Raw genomic sequence first — 16517 nt, 5'->3', positions numbered from 1 at the left:
GAAGATGGACACACTTTCCCTACAATTAATGAATACCGATTTTTTTATAGCTATTCCAAAAGGTAAAAATAAAAATTGGAAAGAGCGGGCTGAAAAATGGTTGCAGTACGTAGCAAAAGAATGGTCAAGGTTTCTACCTAATAATGAGTTGTCACTATTAAATGAATTAAAGATTGGCGAGACATTGCAACTAAGCTCGTCACTTTATGATTGTTTACAACGAGCAAATCAATATTATCTTCAATCCAATGGATTATTCTCACCCTATTTGAAGTTGCAGCTGGAGCAGCAGGGCTACAATCAGTCGTTCCCATTTAAAGTGGCTAAGCATCAATCCTCAAATGTAAAGTCCATCTCAGGAAAGCCATTTCAGTTTTTAAGCAATCAGCAGGTAATGAAACTTGCGAACCAGGAAATTGATTTAGGTGGATTTGCTAAAGGGTATGCCATAGAAACGCTGGCTAATTGGCTTGAAAATGAGGTTGCCCCTGATTACGGCATTATAGATGGTGGTGGTGATATGAAACTATGGTCTACAGGGGAGAAGATATGGAAGATTGGTGTGGCTGACCCTAAAATAATTGATAAAGAAATTAGCTATATCAATATTAGCACGGGAGCGATTGCCACTTCTAATCGAATTTTTAGAAGTTGGACACAAAATAATATTACGAAGAATCATCTATTGAATGGACGAACAGGTGAGGTTGCCAAAACAGATGTGTTGCAAGCGACGGTCGTAACATCTTCATTGTGTGATGCCGAAGTATGGGCAAAGCTTTGTTTCCTAATAGATGAAAGTGAGCAACAACAGTGGTTTGAAACAAATTGTCAACGAAATGCTCGGTTTATTGTCAAAGAAGGACAAGAAGGTTATTGGATGATGACAAGGGGGAGAGAAGTTGTTAACTAGTACATGGGAATGGATTAGACTATTTGGATTTTTAGCCTATTTTTATTTTACAATCTCCATTATTTTTGGGCTTTTAAGAAAATCACCATATGTAAAATCACATAAAAACTTAATTTATCAAATACATCAAAATGCAGGTTGGATGGGGTTGTTCACATTAATAGCCCATATGCTTGTATTAATGATTGACAGCTATAAGCCTTATAATGTAGTGGAAGTTTTGATTCCTTTTGCCGCCGACTATAAGTCAGTAGCCTCTAGTCTTGGCACAATTGCTTTTTATTGTTTTTTGATCGTGTTAATGACTTCAGATTTATGGATTAAAACAATGAGTCGATCTATATGGAAGAATATTCATATGCTTGTGTTACCTGCGTGGTTACTTTCACTTTGCCATGGCATCATCATTGGTACTGATACTGAAAATTTATTTGTACTAATTTTTTATGCGTTAACAGCCGGTTTCACTTTAGTTATATTGGTTTTGCGAAGAGTGAGCCAAGAGAGTTTGAAAAAGGACATTTCCCCGAAAAATAATACGTCTATCTAAGTGATAAAAGCATCAACTCTTCCTAGAAAAAGGGAAGGATTGATGCTTCTATTATTTCAAATTTTAAATACAATATGAAATGTTGTGCCTGTTCCTACTTTACTTGTAGCAAAAATTTTCCCATTGTGCTGTTCAACAATCGCTTTTGCTATTGACAGACCTAAACCAGTTCCGTTTCTTTGGCGTGCAGCATCGCTACGATAAAATCGTTCAAAGATTAAGGATAATTCATGCTCTGGTATACCAATTCCTTGATCGGTTAAAGCAATTTCAATAGAATCTCTTTCTTTTAAAAGGGTGAGTGTTATTTTCCCTTTTTTAGAGTACGAAATAGCATTTTCCAATAATATATAGAGTAGTTCTTGTATCTTTGCTGCATCTCCAAGTAGCTCTATATTTTCTTCAATTTGTGTTTCAAATTGTATTTCAGGAGGCATTAATTTGTGGAATTTTGCACTAACTTTTTCTAGCATTTTGGAGAGTGGTATAACACCTATATGCTGATTCCATTGTTGCTGATCATGGCGAGCTAAAAATAACAATTTCTCCAACAATTCTTTCATTAGTTGAGCTTCTTCTTTCATTTCATGAATTAATTCTTTGCCAAAAGGGCTTATATTTTTAGCTTCTTCTAGATCTAATATATCGAGCGAGCTATAAAAAATACTGAGTGGTGTGCGCAATTCATGAGAGGCATCTGAAACAAACTTTTTCTGTTTATCATATGACCATTGAATAGGGACCATTGCTTTACCTGCCATATAGTAACTAAGGAGTCCGATTAAGACTGTAGAAATACAAGTTAACAGAATAAGTAACTGAATGGTTTTTTGGAAAAAGTGTTGTTGTGAAGTAATGGATTTCCCTAAAATGATATATCCAACAACCTCATTACGTTCGTAAATAGGTTTTTTCAGAAGAAGGAAATGCTCATTTTGCCATTCGAAATGAAGCACTGTTTTTTCATTTGTCTTGCTTTTTGTAAAGACTTCCTCTAATTGTGTTTTCAGACCTTTATAGGACTCATCACCGTGAACAAATATATGGTTGTTTGTATAAATGTAATAGAAAAAATTACGGTTTGGATCATAGCTCAAATTTTCCTTGTCATGATCCTTGTATTCATAAAAATCATGTTTTTGTTTTGTATAGATGGATTCTAGTTCTTCTAATTGTTGAGTATCCATCAAATTTACGAGTGAAAAATAAAGAATGATGATGAAGAGAGAAAAAAACGAAAAGAAAATGGTGGCATATAATAATGATAATTTTTTTCTTGTTTTATTAAACACAGTAATCCCTCAGTTTATAGCCAATCCCTCTTACATTTTGAATATGCGATTTTTCATGGCTAGTATCAATTTTTTTTCGGACGAGTTTCACAAGTGCATCCAAGGAGTTATTTGAAACGTCAAAATCATAGCCCCATATGTAAATACATATTTGTTCTCTTGTAAGCACATGTCCCTTATTGATGAATAGGAATTCTAAGAGTGCAAACTCATTTTTAGTTAATTCAATTTCAGTATTATCGCGAAGGAAAACGCGAGAATCTATATTAAGTTGTAAATTTTCTACTTGGATGACTTGTTCGATTACTTTTTCTTTTCTTCGCAGTACTGCTCGAATTCTTGCTAAAAGTTCCTCCATCTTAAAAGGTTTTACTAAGTAATCATCTGCTCCACTATCTAAACCTTGAATAATATCAGAGGTATCATCTTTTGCAGTCAGCATCAAAATACCACCACTAAAACCTGTATCTCGAAGTTGTTTGCAAACCTCAAGACCACTCAGCTGAGGCATCATCCAATCTAAAATTAACAAATCAAAACTTTCGGAAAAGGTATGGTCGAGCGCGTCTAGTCCGTTATCCACTTCGATTACGTGGTGAAATTCCTTTCTAAGAATATATACGATATTTTTTCTTAAACGAGCATCATCTTCTGCAAGTAATATTTTCAAAGTTGTTTTCCCCCTGTAAATTATATTCAATATACTATACAACCCTAAAATGAATTTAAACTGAAAATTGTAGCTTTGAAAAAAAGATGCGATGCTTTTTTTAAAGTAGTGGAGGTTTGACCATCGGTAATCAATATGAGAGCCGCACGATCAAGATGTATCGTCGATTTTTGAAATTATGATTTGGGTAAATCTTTTATTTCTGTGCAATGTGCCAGTCAATAGGTTTTGATTCGGGCATTGATCTACTCCCTTAGTTGGTTGTGATAAAAGTATACTACGAATATCACAGCAAGCGGCATAAAACGGAAAGAGCAAAATGAATCACATAAAAATTATGACTGAACCTTGAAATAAATGAAAACACCTCTCTGATTAAGGAGGTGTTTTTATGAGAGGTATAGAGGGGTATTAATGGTTTTGGTTAATACTTTTAAATAATAATAATATTTTTCAATTTTTTCCTTTTGTACATCATTGTAAAGCCTCAATAGAATATGTATCATGTGATTTTAAACACCTTTAGCATAATTTTCCGTTTGTGTATAAGGTATTTCTTCATATGTAGGAGATAGAGATCAAGCGTGTAAAAAAACTTATTTTTGTTCTAACGTCTAAATACTTTTTCGTTAATTGGCACTCATTTCTGAGTCTGAACAAAAATGCAGAAGTTTGTTTTTATTTTAAACACGAACTAGTAAACAGTATATATGTACATAAGCTGAGTGGAGCTATTTTTATACTAAGTGTCTATACTGTTTAACCAATCAAATGTAAAATAAGTGATTCTTATGTATGAAATATGTAGATTTATCGAAAAAGGGACTTAAATAAACTAAACAGCTTGTATTCCTGTCAACATTATCGTTCTTTTTTTCTTCTGGTTAGAAGTAATTGATATAGAAAAATAATGGCCAAAAAAATTACTCCAAATAAATAAAACCAAAATATGGTTGTTTTTTCTCCCCAGTGAATACTTACTTGGCGTAAAAGAGCAATAAATAAGATTAGTAACGGGATAAGTATAGCTTTCCTATTAATCAAAATTGTTCACCACCTCTAATTTTCAATTTATGTTTCTGCATGCCTATCCAACTTTGAAACATTTTTTCAAATCTTAGCTAAAGTAAATGGAATCCCCTAAAAGCAAAGTGTTTCGCCATTTCAAACAAATGTCTATAACACCGATTACTAAAAGGGGATGATACAAATAAAAATTTAAATTCAATTACTTAGAACTATGTAATTAAATTATTAAATTATAATCAAAAAGTCAAAACCAAGTTTATTTTAGTTAGTCGTTACCTAACCATACTCCAACTACCCCACCTACTACGGCACCAGCAGCAATTCCCCAAGGTCCACCAAGTCTACCCACTTGAGCCCCTTTTTTTGCTCCTTGTACTAAAGCAACACCTGTCGCGCCAAGACCTGCACCTGTAGAAAAATTAAGAACAGAAGATGCAGCGCCCCCTCCACTAATCGATTTCAATCTTCAAGCCATCGCCATCTATCTCCATTAACTTTGCTTCAGATAATTCGTTCATCCCTAACTACCTCCACCTTTCTAGTAATTGGAATACAACTAACAGTTATATTTAAATATATAGTACTTTTTTGATGTGGTTTACAACTGTGTAATTCCGCAAAGTATCAATTGCGTAATCACACAGTTGATTACAGAATGTAGCTCTATTTAGGGGGGGAATTAACACCAATTTATTAGCATTCTTTATGTAATTTTTACCTGAATTTCGATTACCTATTTTAGAAATATAACAAAATATTAAAATTTATAACAAAATTTTACTATTCCATTTTGTTGTTAGACGTTTATAATGAAATGTAAATATTTTAAAAGTGGGTGATGGGTGGATTTGCTGTATCAAAACAAAATACTTAAGGAAATGAAAGAAATAGTTTTATCGGAAGATTTCCATGAGTCTTTCAGAACTAACATTTTAAATTATATTGATGAAAAAAAAGATTCGCATATGATTTTTGGGCATCTCTGTATGATTCACTATCAAGAATTTGCCCAAGATGATAACTTGGAAATTATAAAGATAGCTGCCGCTATTGAACTAATAATTTTAAGCTTTGATATAATAGATGATTTACAAGACAATGATTCAGATTATATCTGGTGCAATGAACCTGCTTTTGCTATGAATGCAACTTTAGCCATGATTTTTTTAGCTATAAAGCTGATAAGTGAAAGTTCCTTTACTCATAAACAAATAGCTATAGGTGTTTTAAACGATTTTGTCTTAAGAAGTATTAACGGACAACACTTAGATTTATTAAATAATTGTAGAGTTGAAGAAAGCTATATAGAAATGATTACTTTAAAATCTGGATCATTGACTGCCTTAAGTAGTCAATTAGGCACAGTTCTAGCGTTAGGTAAATATGAACCCTGTGTAGAAGAGTATTCAAGTTATATAGGTGTTATTCAACAAATAAAAAATGATATAGAGGATTTAAACATATGGAATAAGAAAAATGATTTGCTAAATAAAAAATTTTCCATACCTATTATTTTTTTATTTGAACAAAGCGAGGAGTATTCGAAAATTTTAACAGATTATTATTCAGGTACTACAGCATACTTAGATAATCAAATTTTTGAAGATGCTTTGATGAATAACGGAGCTATCCATTATACTGTTGCTTTAAAAAATATATTTAAATTTAAAGCACTAGATTTATTAAAGAAAATGCCATTTAGCAAAAAAAGTAGGCTATATTTAGAGAAATTAATGGAATGAGGGTTGTAATTTGAGAAAATTAATTCAGTATTTATTAGAAAATCCTAGTTTAATTGTTTCCTTAAAAGAAAACAAATTGTCATTAGTAGGTGTTACAACACGAGAGCAACAGGCTATTTTGGAAGCATTTAATGAGCCTATCTATTTTAGAGGGCTTGGATGGCGCGGGGCAGTGGATGAAAATAAAATATAGTGCGTTTTTATTTACGATTATTAGCTATACATTAGCGATCGTATATATGTTGTCTATCAGTTTCAGATTTCCATTGATCGGCATTGAAGTCGAAAGAGTACATAATGATTGGGTCATAAAGAATTTTACCTATCCTGAGTGGGCAAACCTCAATGATGCAGAAAAAGGGGATACTATTTTAGAGGTAGATAATAAAGAAATAGAAACAGGAAAAGACACAAAAGAATATATGATAAGAAGTGCAAATAGTATCTTGTTAGAAGATTCACAGGGTAATTTAAAGACTATACAAATTAAGTATTCAGAGTTGCCATATCAATTTCTGCATGCTTTCATTATTCCATTAGTTTATTTCTTTATCAATTTAACGTTAAGTATTTATTTATATATATATAAAAGAAAAACCTTTCAATCCTTGGGCATCTTTATTTTATTTATACTGACAGTTTCATTGACTTATAGCAGTGTGGGAGCTTCTACTCGATTAGATAGTTTAGGCATATTTATAATAAGCAATGGTTTAATATTAAGCTTAATTTTATTAATTCATTTTTTATGTAATTATCTTAAATCTTTAAGTATTCATTTCACTTTTATAGTGAATAAAATGATCTTATATGGATTTACTTGTATTGTTGGTTTATTGACGCTATGTGAGATGGTTGATCCTTTGATAAGACCATTCAATACAATTCTAATTTTAGTTATATTTTGTGTTCTAATACTTTATGCTATTTTTATAATGGGTATGTCTTACATAAGATATCGTAAGCAACAATTTTTGCTATTATTTTTATGTTTGATAGTACCATTCCTCCCGTTTGTGCTACTCTACGTTCTACCGATTCTTTTATTTAAACAATTTATCATATCATCTTCGGTTTGCGCTTTGTTTTTATTAGTTATCCCTATTTCTTTACTATTGGTGCAATTTCCTGAGCGGTTGTTTGATTTAGATTATCAAATTTCCAAGATCCGTAATTATAGTTTGTTTTCATTAACTTTAGCTGCTTTAATATGTACAGGGATTTATCTTACTATTCATATTTATTTAATGGATTTACTGTATATCTTTTTATTTGTGTTTATATTATTGGTAGTTGCACTCTATATTAAAGAAAAGATAGATTATGCTAATCGGAAGCTACTATATTCCCCTAAAGGAGATTATATTAACGTTGTCCATAAAACTATTGAACGCATTATAAAAGTGACAACAGTTGAAGAATTATTAGAGCGTTTTACAGAGGAACTATCACAACAATTAGCTGTTAGTAATATTACTATTTATATCTACTCTACAGTTGATGGAACAGTTATAAAGAATGATTTACCGTCTGTTCCTGTCTTTAATACTGATATTATTGAAAAAATAAGCTTAGGTGAGATAAAGAAAATAGGGGACCTTTATATAGGTTGTTTACATGAAACCTTAGATAAAAAATACATTCTTACGATTGGGGATAAAGATAAAGTTTATTTAAAAAGAGAAGAGTTATTATGCCTTGAACTGTTGATTATGTACATAAGTAACTTTATTGAAAATACGCAATTGGTTGAAGACTTAATCTACCAATTGAATACTTCTCAAAAACCAGGTAAGCCATATCCTCCATGGCTAAGGAAATTCGTTTGGATAAAGCTCGAAAACGAAAAATATCAGCTAGCTCAAGAGCTCCATGATACGATTCTTCAAGAACAAATCCATCTAATTAGAGAGATAGATAAATTTCAAGACAAGCAAGTACAAAAAGAAATACAACAACTCATTCAGCAGCATCGCGAAAATCTGGTTGAGCTTAATCACCAATTACGCTATTATTGTGGAAAATTGAAGCCACCACTACTAGAAAAGCAAGGTTTAAAGGCAGCATTAAATAAATTATTTGCAGAGACAGATCAGCGGGCGGATTTCGCTATGATTCTTGAAATTGAAGATGTAGAGTTAGCGAATGCTGATTATCCTTTACTCATTTATCGAACAGTACAAGAATTATTAAATAACGCAATAAAGCATTCACAAGCTACCTATGTGAAGATACAACTTATCTCTACACTATATGGCTTTGAGCTGGTGTATTTGGATAATGGTATAGGCTGCGATTTGTCCGAAAGTGAACGGAAAAATTCTATGGGACTCCAAGGAATAATAGAGCGTATTTATGCTTATAACGGTTTTATCCAAATTGAGTCTGCTCCTGACGAAGGGATGCGCGTCCATATAAAAATAGAGGAAGGAGTTACTTATGATTAAACTACTTATAGTAGACGACCATCCTATGATTCTGGATGGCAGTAAAAAGCTTTTTAACGCCGTATCAGACATTTCAATTGATACATTAAATGATATAGAGTCATTTGCAGATGTTATTGAGAAAAAAGTGTATGATGTTTTTTTAATTGATGTTAATCTCGGTGCTTGCAGTGGTCTAACATTTGCTGAATTAGTGAAGGAAAAATATCCATCCTCAATTGTAATTTTATATACGGGTGATGATATTAAAGATTACTATTCCTTAATTATTGAAAAGAAAATTAATAATGTGATTTCGAAAACAGCAACAAAAGATCGGATATTAAAAACCATTTACGCAGCCATGAACAATGATATGTTACTTCCTGAAAACTTTATTGATTATGTTAATGATCGGTATTCAGGGAACTCTCTCAAAAAAATTTTGCGCTTCAATAACAGAGAAAAAAGAATACTCGAGCTCGTAATGGAAGGATATACGAATCAGGCTATTGCGCTTGAACTGGGTGTAAAGCAACGGACAATTGAAAATAATTTAACACAAATCTATGCACTGTTAAATGTGGGGACACGTGCTGAAGCGGTAATAAAAGCGAAGGAGATGGGGTTGATTTGAAAATTAGGAGAGTAGTATAGCGCTTATACTGCTCTTTTAGGCTATTTTTAAAAAAATTGGGTAGCTAGAAATACTTTGTTAGTAAATAGCTTGACATATTTATTCGGAAATACAATATTTACATTAGTTACCATATCAATCTATTATTTAAGACTGAAAACATTTTTTTATTTTAGATAGTTGTACTTAAAATAAAAAATACATTGACTGAGCCTTTTTAACAATTGCGTGATTCCGCAATCTATCAGTGCGGAATCACGCAATTGTATAGATACTTCCTTTCATTTAAATATAAAGTATGTATTATTAGGAAATTGAGAAAGTAAGGATATTAAATCTAGTGATAGAAGTATATGTTTATAAGATATGTTTCGTTAAAAGAAAAATATTATGAATAATTAAGTCTTTATTCTTCAGAATTTATTGATAATCAAGTGTTTGGTTTTTTATACAATATTTATAAGTATTATTGGGATTATTTGAGGGGGTTAGGATTACAATAAATTGAATATTTTACAGCAGTATAAATTGTTATTTGTCTTTCTCTATAGTTAATTCCATATATTAGGGGGTTAGAAGCGTAATAATAGTTAATATATATAGCTTATGGATTTAAACAAATTAAATTATTATTAGAATTATAGAGAGTGGTGAAATACATGTCTTTAAAGTCTTTAAATAATAAAAGAAAAGGTATTATTATATTATTATTCTTTTTAATGTATAGTTTAATTTCAATTCTATATACAATTGTAAAAAGTGGTACAATCGATTGGTCATTGGTTATGTTAGCTTTCGCATCAATATATTTTTTAATTCGAGTTACTTCTAAAGAAAAAAAATAACTTACTTTTTCATTTGAAAAGAGGGAAATACCCTTTTTCTATTATTAAATCTATATCATTTCATACTATTATCAAAGGTTTCGAGAATAAATAATCTTCTCCATTATAATAAGAATCTTCATTAATCTTGTTAGAATGGTTTTTATAAAAACACTCTCACATTGGTTTTTAAGGGTGTAAATCCCTAATTTTCCAAGTGAGGTGTTTTTATTTTTTAAGTTAGATCTGTATTATTTATCTTATTTAAAGCTTCCAGATGGTAGATAGCTTCCGACTATCTTTAAATTAAATATATTTTCAGGTTTAAATGTACTCCCGATAGCTTTACCTATGACATATCCTGCTGCTGATGTAATACTACCACCTTCGATGGCTGAAAGCTCATCATTTGTAAGCTCTTTAAAATTCTTTAAATCCATTTTATTACCCTCCTTTTATTATACAAAACAAAACCGTACTATTTTTTACCGAAGAATCCGTCTTTAAATCCTTCCCATACAGCGGCTGAAAATTTCCAACCTTCATTTAGAGTAGTCGCTACTCCTCCAATTCCTATAATAACTGGAATAGCATTACGATTTACTCCACCATCAACTTCGATTAATTCATTCATTTCTAATTCACAAAATGATGAATCAACGTTTAAAGATTCATATTTTTTCAATTGAAATCTCTCCCTTCTGAATAGTTGGCAAAAACTATGTCTCTACCCTTAACTAAAATATATCTATCTCACTCAGGTTACACAATTGTGTAATTACGCAATTTATTTATGCGTAATCACGCAATTGTATTTGTTTGTATTTTTGTTTGACTATTAGAAGTATATATACTAATGGAATATACATTGGTATTGATCATTTTTTAAAAAACCGAATAGAGGGATAGAGTTAAATGTTTAAAAGATATGTTTGTGTAAAGCAGCATGATCAAAAGGATTGTGGTATCGCTTGTTTATCTACAATTTCAAAGCAATATGGATTAAAAATTCCTATTTCTAAATTAAGGGAAGTAGCAGGAACAGATAAACAAGGTACGAACGTTCTTGGTTTAATAAAAGCAGCTGAAGAACTAGGCTTTACTGCAAAAGCGGTTAAAGGAGACGCTAAGGCTCTTTTTCAGGAGTTCCCACTACCGGCGATTGCGCATTGTGTTATAGATGGGAAATTATTACATTATGTAGTTATACATAAAATTACTCAAAAAGAAGTAATTATTGCCGACCCTGCAAAAGGGATTGTGAAATATACACCTGAAGAGTTCTTGCAAATATGGACAGGCGTTCTTGTCCTACTTGTGCCGTCAATTAAGTTTGAAAGAGGCGATGAAACACAAGGTCTTTTCGCACGTTTCGTCCATCTACTAAAACCACAAAAATGGCTATTTTTTCAAATATTTATTTGTTCTATATTGTATACATTACTTGGTATTGCAGGTGCATTTTATTTTCAATTACTAATCGATGATATTCTTGTTTTTAATTTAGAAAAGTCGTTACATATTATTTCTTTAGGCGTACTTTTACTTTACACATTCCAAATTATACTTGACGCATTTCGTAACTATTTATTGTTACATATTAGTCAAAAGTTCGATATTTCACTTATTCTAAATTATTATAGTCATGTCATAAATTTACCTATGAATTTTTTCAGTACAAGAAAGGTAGGGGAAATTATCTCTCGAATAATGGATGCGTCTAAAGTTCGGGAGGCATTATCAGGAGCAACTTTAACAATTGTACTAGATACCATGATGGTCATTGTTGGGGCTGTTATACTGTATACCCAAAGTGCCTTTTTATTTGGAATAACATTGGTTATGGTCCCTGTTTACATATTGATTGTATGGCTATTCAAAAAAACCTATGAAAATATTAATCGTAGAGAAATGGAAGAAAACGCCCAATTAAATGCTTATCTTGTAGAATCTCTTAATGGAGTCGAAACCATTAAAGCTTACAATGCCGAAAAAGCAACAAAAGATGAACTTGAAAAACGCTTTATTAAATTTTTAAAAAGTATTTTTAAGCACGGGCTAATTGATAACTATCAAAACTCTTTGAAAAATTATTTAGGTCTAGTAAGTGGAACGGTCATACTATGGGTAGGATCATATCAAGTTCTAAGAGGAAATATGACAGCGGGCCAGCTAATAGCCTTTAATGCATTATTAGCCTACTTTTTAACGCCATTGCAAAACTTAGTGAATTTGCAGCCAATGCTTCAATCCGCTATTGTCGCTTCTCAAAGGTTAGGAGAAATACTTGATTTAGAAACGGAAGAAGAGAAGCATAAAGGAAAAAGAATGGTTCCTCAGCATCTAAAAGGCGATATAGATATACGAAATGTTGATTTTAGGTATGGCACAAGAAGTCTAATCTTAAAAGATATGAACCTTTCGATCGGTCAGGGGGAAAAGGTAGCTTTTGTTGGCGAAAGTGGCTCCGGAAAGACAACTTTAGCAAAGCTTCTATTAAATTTCTATCAGCCAGAAAAAGGTGAAATTTTGATTAATGGTAATAATATTCAAGATTTAGATTTTCATAAATTGCGTGAGAAAATTGCCTATGTTTCTCAAGAGAGTTTCTTTTTTAGCGGGACAATTGAAGAGAATTTGTCATTGGGGACAGATAATGATGTGACACTTGAGGATATTGTGAGTGCGGCAAAAATTGCGAAAGCCCATGATTTTATTAATACTCTACCTTTGCGTTATAGTACGGTTCTTGAGGAAAATGCATCTAATTTATCGGGCGGACAACGTCAACGTCTATCTATTACAAGAGCAATTTTAAAAAGACCGGATATTCTTATACTGGATGAGGCAACAAGTAACCTGGATTCCATCACAGAGAAAGCCATTTCGGAGACCATCGATGACTATTGTTCTGGAATTACTACTATTATTATTGCGCATAGATTAAGCACGATTAAGAAGTGCGATAAGATTTGTGTGATTGAACAGGGGCAAATTATTGAATTAGGGACACATGAAGAATTACTGAATAGTAAAGGTAGATATTATGAACTTTGGAGAAATCAAATTGCTGGTGGAAATGAACAAATAGAGTTAGTTACTAGTTAAAAGGTGAAAATAGATGAGAATAAAAATAAGTAATTTAAATGAGTTAACTGATAGTCGGGAGATTTTAGAATCCAAGCCACATCCGTTCGTATCAATCTTTATTTCTATTTTGGTAGTTATATTAATATGTGCATTAGCTTGGAGTTACTTTGGTGAGATAGATACTGTTGCAAAAGCGAATGGCATAGTACGTCCAAATGAAAAAGTACATACAGTGCATTCTCCAATAATCGGTAAAGTTCAAGGGCTATATCTAAAAGAGGGCCAAAAAGTAAAAGAAGGAGATTTACTATTTTCTATAGAGCAAAAAGAAGTTTTAAAAGAATTGGGGAATAGAAAAACGGAATTAGGACAAATCGAGTCAGAATTAAACCTTCTGAACAAATACAAGGTGAGCATTCAACAAAGAAAGAATCAATTTTCCAAATCCGAGGATAGAGAATTAAAATACTTAAAATTAGTAGATCAATATATTGCGAATTATAAGCAACTAGAAATAGATTTTAAAAGTAGCTCTATGGATGTAGAACAGAAAAGAAATACGTTAGAGCAATCTAGCCAAATGACTGATATTAAGATACGAGAAAATGAAAGAACTTTCAAAGATGAAAAAACTAAGTATGAGGTAGAAAAAGGGGTACTAAAAAATAAAATTAATGAAGTAATGGTTGATTTAGATAACGAAAGAAAACTAAAAAAATCAATTATTACTAAACAAAATCATTTAGACCCAAGCGATTCAGTACGTAATTCTCAATTGGCTAATTATCAAAAAAAAATTGATCAATTAACTTTAATAATGAATGATAATGAAAAAATATATAAAAGATCTTTAGAGTTAGGTGAGCGTTTTGTTCCAAAGGCTCAGATTGAAAATGAAAAAATGCAGTATGAAAACGCCTCTTTAGAATTAGAAAAATTTATTAATAACACAATCTTGGATATAGATACACATATCAATACTTTAGAAAAACAACTAAAACAAACGAAAATTGATATGGAAAATTTAGATAAAGTAACAGATTTAGTCATAAATAATGATGGACTAAACCTAGAAAAGCAACATTTAGCCGAGAGTATGCAAGATATAGACAACCAAAAAGGATTACTAAATGAGGGTGTACAAGTCACACTAAAAAAGTTTGAGCTAGATAAAGTTGTAGAAATAAATAGTCAAATTGAAGAGGCGGAGAAAAAGAAAAAAGCGATACAAGAAAATATTGAACAGCTAGAAATTTCCTCAAATAAAGGTGCAGTTAAAGCATCTACAAGTGGAACGATAAATGTTATTAAGGAAATTAATGTTGGAGAATTTCTTCAAGCTGGAGAACCAATTTTGTCTATAATTCCTGATCAAGAATCTCAATATAAAGTTACTTTAGCGGTACCTAATCAAGAAATAGGCAAAATAAAAATAGGTGACAAGGTTAATTTTCATTTTTCAGCTTTTCCAAAACAAAATTTTGGTTATTTATCAGGAGAAATTTCTTCAATTAGTCCAGATTCAGTGACGGGTGAAAATGGCTTGAGTTATTATACAGTGGAAGCATCTCTTACAAGTAAATCGCTTAGCAATAAAAAAGGAGAAAAAGGTGAAGTTAAGGTAGGTATGACAGCAGAAGCGTCTGTCATTACAGATTCTAAAAAAATTCTAAATTATCTTTTAGAGAAAGTTAATCTTATAGAATAGAGGTATAAAATATGAACTTAAAATCAATTGTACCTTATTTTTTGAGCATTGTATTATGTATGTTTTGCGTATCAACAGTAGCTCAAGCGAAAGAAACAGAAGATATAGAAACGATTACAATTGAAAAGGCAGTAGAATTAGCACTAAATAATCATGGGAATATAAAACTTTTAGAAACTAAAATTAAGGCGTTAAGTTCACAACACAAGAATATACAAGATGAATTAAAAGAGCTAGATAATATTCATAATCCAACTATAAGTTTACTTCCTACAGATCCTGAGTACTTTCTTCATCAGCACCCAAATTTTAACCAATTACCAGAGGAAGAAAAAGAGGCGATTGGACAATTGATCGGTACACAAATTTTAATTAATACGACACTGAATCAATTATTAGAAGGCCAGGAGGTTATAAGAAATCAGGAGCTACAAGAAAAGATAAAAGTGCAACGCGAAGAATTGAATAATGCTGCTAAAGTAATAGATACTAATAAAAATAAAAATTATATCGGAATTGAAAAAACTAGGGAGGCTATTAAACAATATATCTCTCAAAAGTATATTAGCCTTTTATTACTTGAGACTGAAATTGATCAACTTAAGAAAGAAGTATCGTATATTCATATGGATATCGAAGATTTATTGATAATGAAAGAACAGGGGGTAACGAGCAACAAAGATGTTGAGAAAAAAGAGCGGGAAATTGAAAAATTAAACCAGCAGCTTGATGAAAAAGAAAGAGCCTATCGTTTTTATTTAGAGGAACTGAAATTGGAGATTGGGTTGCCCTATAATCGAATGCTTCAGCTGCAATCAATTGATAAAGAAATTAATAGATTACCAATAATGGAACTGGAAAATAAAATGTATAAAATGTTCAATGTTCGAGAATTAGAGGAGGATATATTGTTAGCAGAGAAAAACTACAATAGTGCTGATTCTAATAAAACAAATTTAAAAGATTATTATTACCAAACATGGCAAGTAGCTAAATATGAAAAAGATAATCTTGTAAAGGAATTAAAAGTAAAAATCAAAAAGTTTTACTTTGAACAAGAAGAAATGTTTTTACAAATGAATAATTTGCAGGAAGCTAGAGCGTCTTTAATTGCAGATAAAAAGGATTTACAAATACAATTTAATGCTGGAGTAATTACTAGTGCAGAAGTGGAAAGAATAGATAGAGATATTCAGCGAATTGATTCACAAATTAAAATTTATAAATGCGAATACTATATGCTAAGTGAAAAGTATACACAGGCATTAAATGGATATTTTATGTAATTATTAACGTCATTGTAGGTTACTTTCAACTAGTATATAAAAATTTGATTAAACTCGTATAAAGGTAAATCGTTTACCTTTATACGAGTTTTAACTTGGTGTAGCATTTTCTTTTTATTGGAATTACCTATCAGTCTCTTTCTCGGAAAATGCCTGAAGCATTTTTTTAATATCTTAATGCCGTAGCATTCATAATATCTCGAATAGAAGTTTGGTTGTAACCTTGTTTATTAAATAAACTTAGTGAAGTTTGGATAATAAGATCACGTATTTGATCTTCTTTATTCATTGAATTTCGTCCATTTTGCACAATGATAGAAGCAATTAATGCTTAACTTTAAAGTATGCCT

Annotated in this window: 14 protein-coding genes; 9 read left to right on the top strand and 5 right to left on the bottom strand. The window is 31.2% G+C overall.

Annotated features, from left to right (window positions below):
- Positions 1–4 precede the first annotated feature (4 nt).
- Positions 5–913 carry an FAD:protein FMN transferase gene (locus ACOZBY_RS15910; RefSeq protein ID WP_325882025.1) on the top strand — a complete coding sequence of 303 codons (909 nt, stop codon included), beginning with the start codon at positions 5–7 and terminating at the stop codon, positions 911–913.
- The gene (locus tag ACOZBY_RS15905; protein ID WP_012296020.1) at positions 903–1463 is read left to right on the top strand and encodes a ferric reductase-like transmembrane domain-containing protein; all 561 of its coding nucleotides are present in this window, start codon (positions 903–905) and stop codon (positions 1461–1463) included. The genes ACOZBY_RS15910 and ACOZBY_RS15905 overlap by 11 nt, the downstream gene beginning before the upstream one ends.
- 56 nt (positions 1464–1519) lie before the next feature.
- Here ACOZBY_RS15905 and ACOZBY_RS15900 read toward each other — a convergent pair whose 3' ends face one another.
- The 3 genes from ACOZBY_RS15900 to ACOZBY_RS15890 all read right to left on the bottom strand — a co-directional run bounded on the left by ACOZBY_RS15900 (position 1520) and on the right by ACOZBY_RS15890 (position 4917).
- Positions 1520–2755 carry a sensor histidine kinase gene (locus tag ACOZBY_RS15900; RefSeq protein WP_422762548.1) on the bottom strand — a complete coding sequence of 412 codons (1236 nt, stop codon included), beginning with the start codon at positions 2753–2755 and terminating at the stop codon, positions 1520–1522.
- A complete protein-coding gene (locus ACOZBY_RS15895; RefSeq protein WP_012296018.1) occupies positions 2748–3425 on the bottom strand; it encodes a response regulator transcription factor in 678 nt (225 codons plus the stop codon). Before ACOZBY_RS15895 ends, ACOZBY_RS15900 begins: the two co-directional genes overlap by 8 nt.
- Positions 3426–4719: 1294 nt before the next feature.
- Positions 4720–4917: a hypothetical protein gene (locus ACOZBY_RS15890; protein ID WP_051800210.1), complete on the bottom strand. Its 198-nt coding sequence runs from the start codon at positions 4915–4917 to the stop codon at positions 4720–4722.
- Between the two features lie 379 nt (positions 4918–5296).
- Between ACOZBY_RS15890 and ACOZBY_RS15885 the strand changes: the two genes are divergently transcribed.
- Genes ACOZBY_RS15885 through ACOZBY_RS15870 form a run of 4 tightly spaced genes read left to right on the top strand, consistent with a single transcriptional unit; the run spans position 5297 to position 9259 of the window.
- Positions 5297–6196: a polyprenyl synthetase family protein gene (locus ACOZBY_RS15885; protein ID WP_289449893.1), complete on the top strand. Its 900-nt coding sequence runs from the start codon at positions 5297–5299 to the stop codon at positions 6194–6196.
- A gap of 10 nt (positions 6197–6206) precedes the next feature.
- Positions 6207–6389, top strand: coding sequence for a competence pheromone ComX (comX, locus tag ACOZBY_RS15880; protein WP_012296015.1), 183 nt, complete (start codon positions 6207–6209; stop codon positions 6387–6389).
- Entirely contained in the window at positions 6328–8643 is a 2316-nt protein-coding gene (locus ACOZBY_RS15875) for a sensor histidine kinase (protein WP_325882026.1), read from the top strand. Before comX ends, ACOZBY_RS15875 begins: the two co-directional genes overlap by 62 nt.
- A complete protein-coding gene (locus ACOZBY_RS15870) occupies positions 8636–9259 on the top strand; it encodes a response regulator transcription factor (RefSeq protein ID WP_036164723.1) in 624 nt (207 codons plus the stop codon). Before ACOZBY_RS15875 ends, ACOZBY_RS15870 begins: the two co-directional genes overlap by 8 nt.
- A 1084-nt stretch (positions 9260–10343) precedes the next feature.
- On the opposite strand, the gene ACOZBY_RS15865 is transcribed toward ACOZBY_RS15870, so the two are convergent.
- Both ACOZBY_RS15865 and ACOZBY_RS15860 read right to left on the bottom strand, forming a co-directional pair.
- Positions 10344–10523: a bacteriocin class II family protein gene (locus ACOZBY_RS15865; protein ID WP_031416691.1), complete on the bottom strand. Its 180-nt coding sequence runs from the start codon at positions 10521–10523 to the stop codon at positions 10344–10346.
- A gap of 38 nt (positions 10524–10561) precedes the next feature.
- Positions 10562–10768 (bottom strand): hypothetical protein, encoded by a 207-nt coding sequence (locus ACOZBY_RS15860; protein WP_289449891.1) that lies wholly within the window; start codon positions 10766–10768, stop codon positions 10562–10564.
- A gap of 230 nt (positions 10769–10998) precedes the next feature.
- On the opposite strand from ACOZBY_RS15860, the gene ACOZBY_RS15855 reads away from it, so the two are divergent.
- From ACOZBY_RS15855 to ACOZBY_RS15845, 3 genes are read left to right on the top strand one after another with little or no spacing between them, the layout of a single operon-like run.
- Positions 10999–13191, top strand: coding sequence for a peptidase domain-containing ABC transporter (locus ACOZBY_RS15855; RefSeq protein ID WP_422762547.1), 2193 nt, complete (start codon positions 10999–11001; stop codon positions 13189–13191).
- 13 nt (positions 13192–13204) lie between these two features.
- Positions 13205–14881 carry an HlyD family efflux transporter periplasmic adaptor subunit gene (locus tag ACOZBY_RS15850; RefSeq protein ID WP_422762546.1) on the top strand — a complete coding sequence of 559 codons (1677 nt, stop codon included), beginning with the start codon at positions 13205–13207 and terminating at the stop codon, positions 14879–14881.
- A gap of 11 nt (positions 14882–14892) precedes the next feature.
- The gene (locus tag ACOZBY_RS15845; protein ID WP_422762545.1) at positions 14893–16167 is read left to right on the top strand and encodes a hypothetical protein; all 1275 of its coding nucleotides are present in this window, start codon (positions 14893–14895) and stop codon (positions 16165–16167) included.
- Positions 16168–16517 lie beyond the last annotated feature (350 nt).

This window comes from Lysinibacillus sp. NPDC056220, from assembly GCF_049315265.1.
Taxonomy (GTDB): Bacteria; Bacillota; Bacilli; order Bacillales_A; family Planococcaceae; genus Lysinibacillus; species Lysinibacillus pinottii.
The sequence above is the reverse complement of the archived record's forward strand: the minus strand, read 5'-3'. Positions and strand labels throughout refer to the sequence as shown.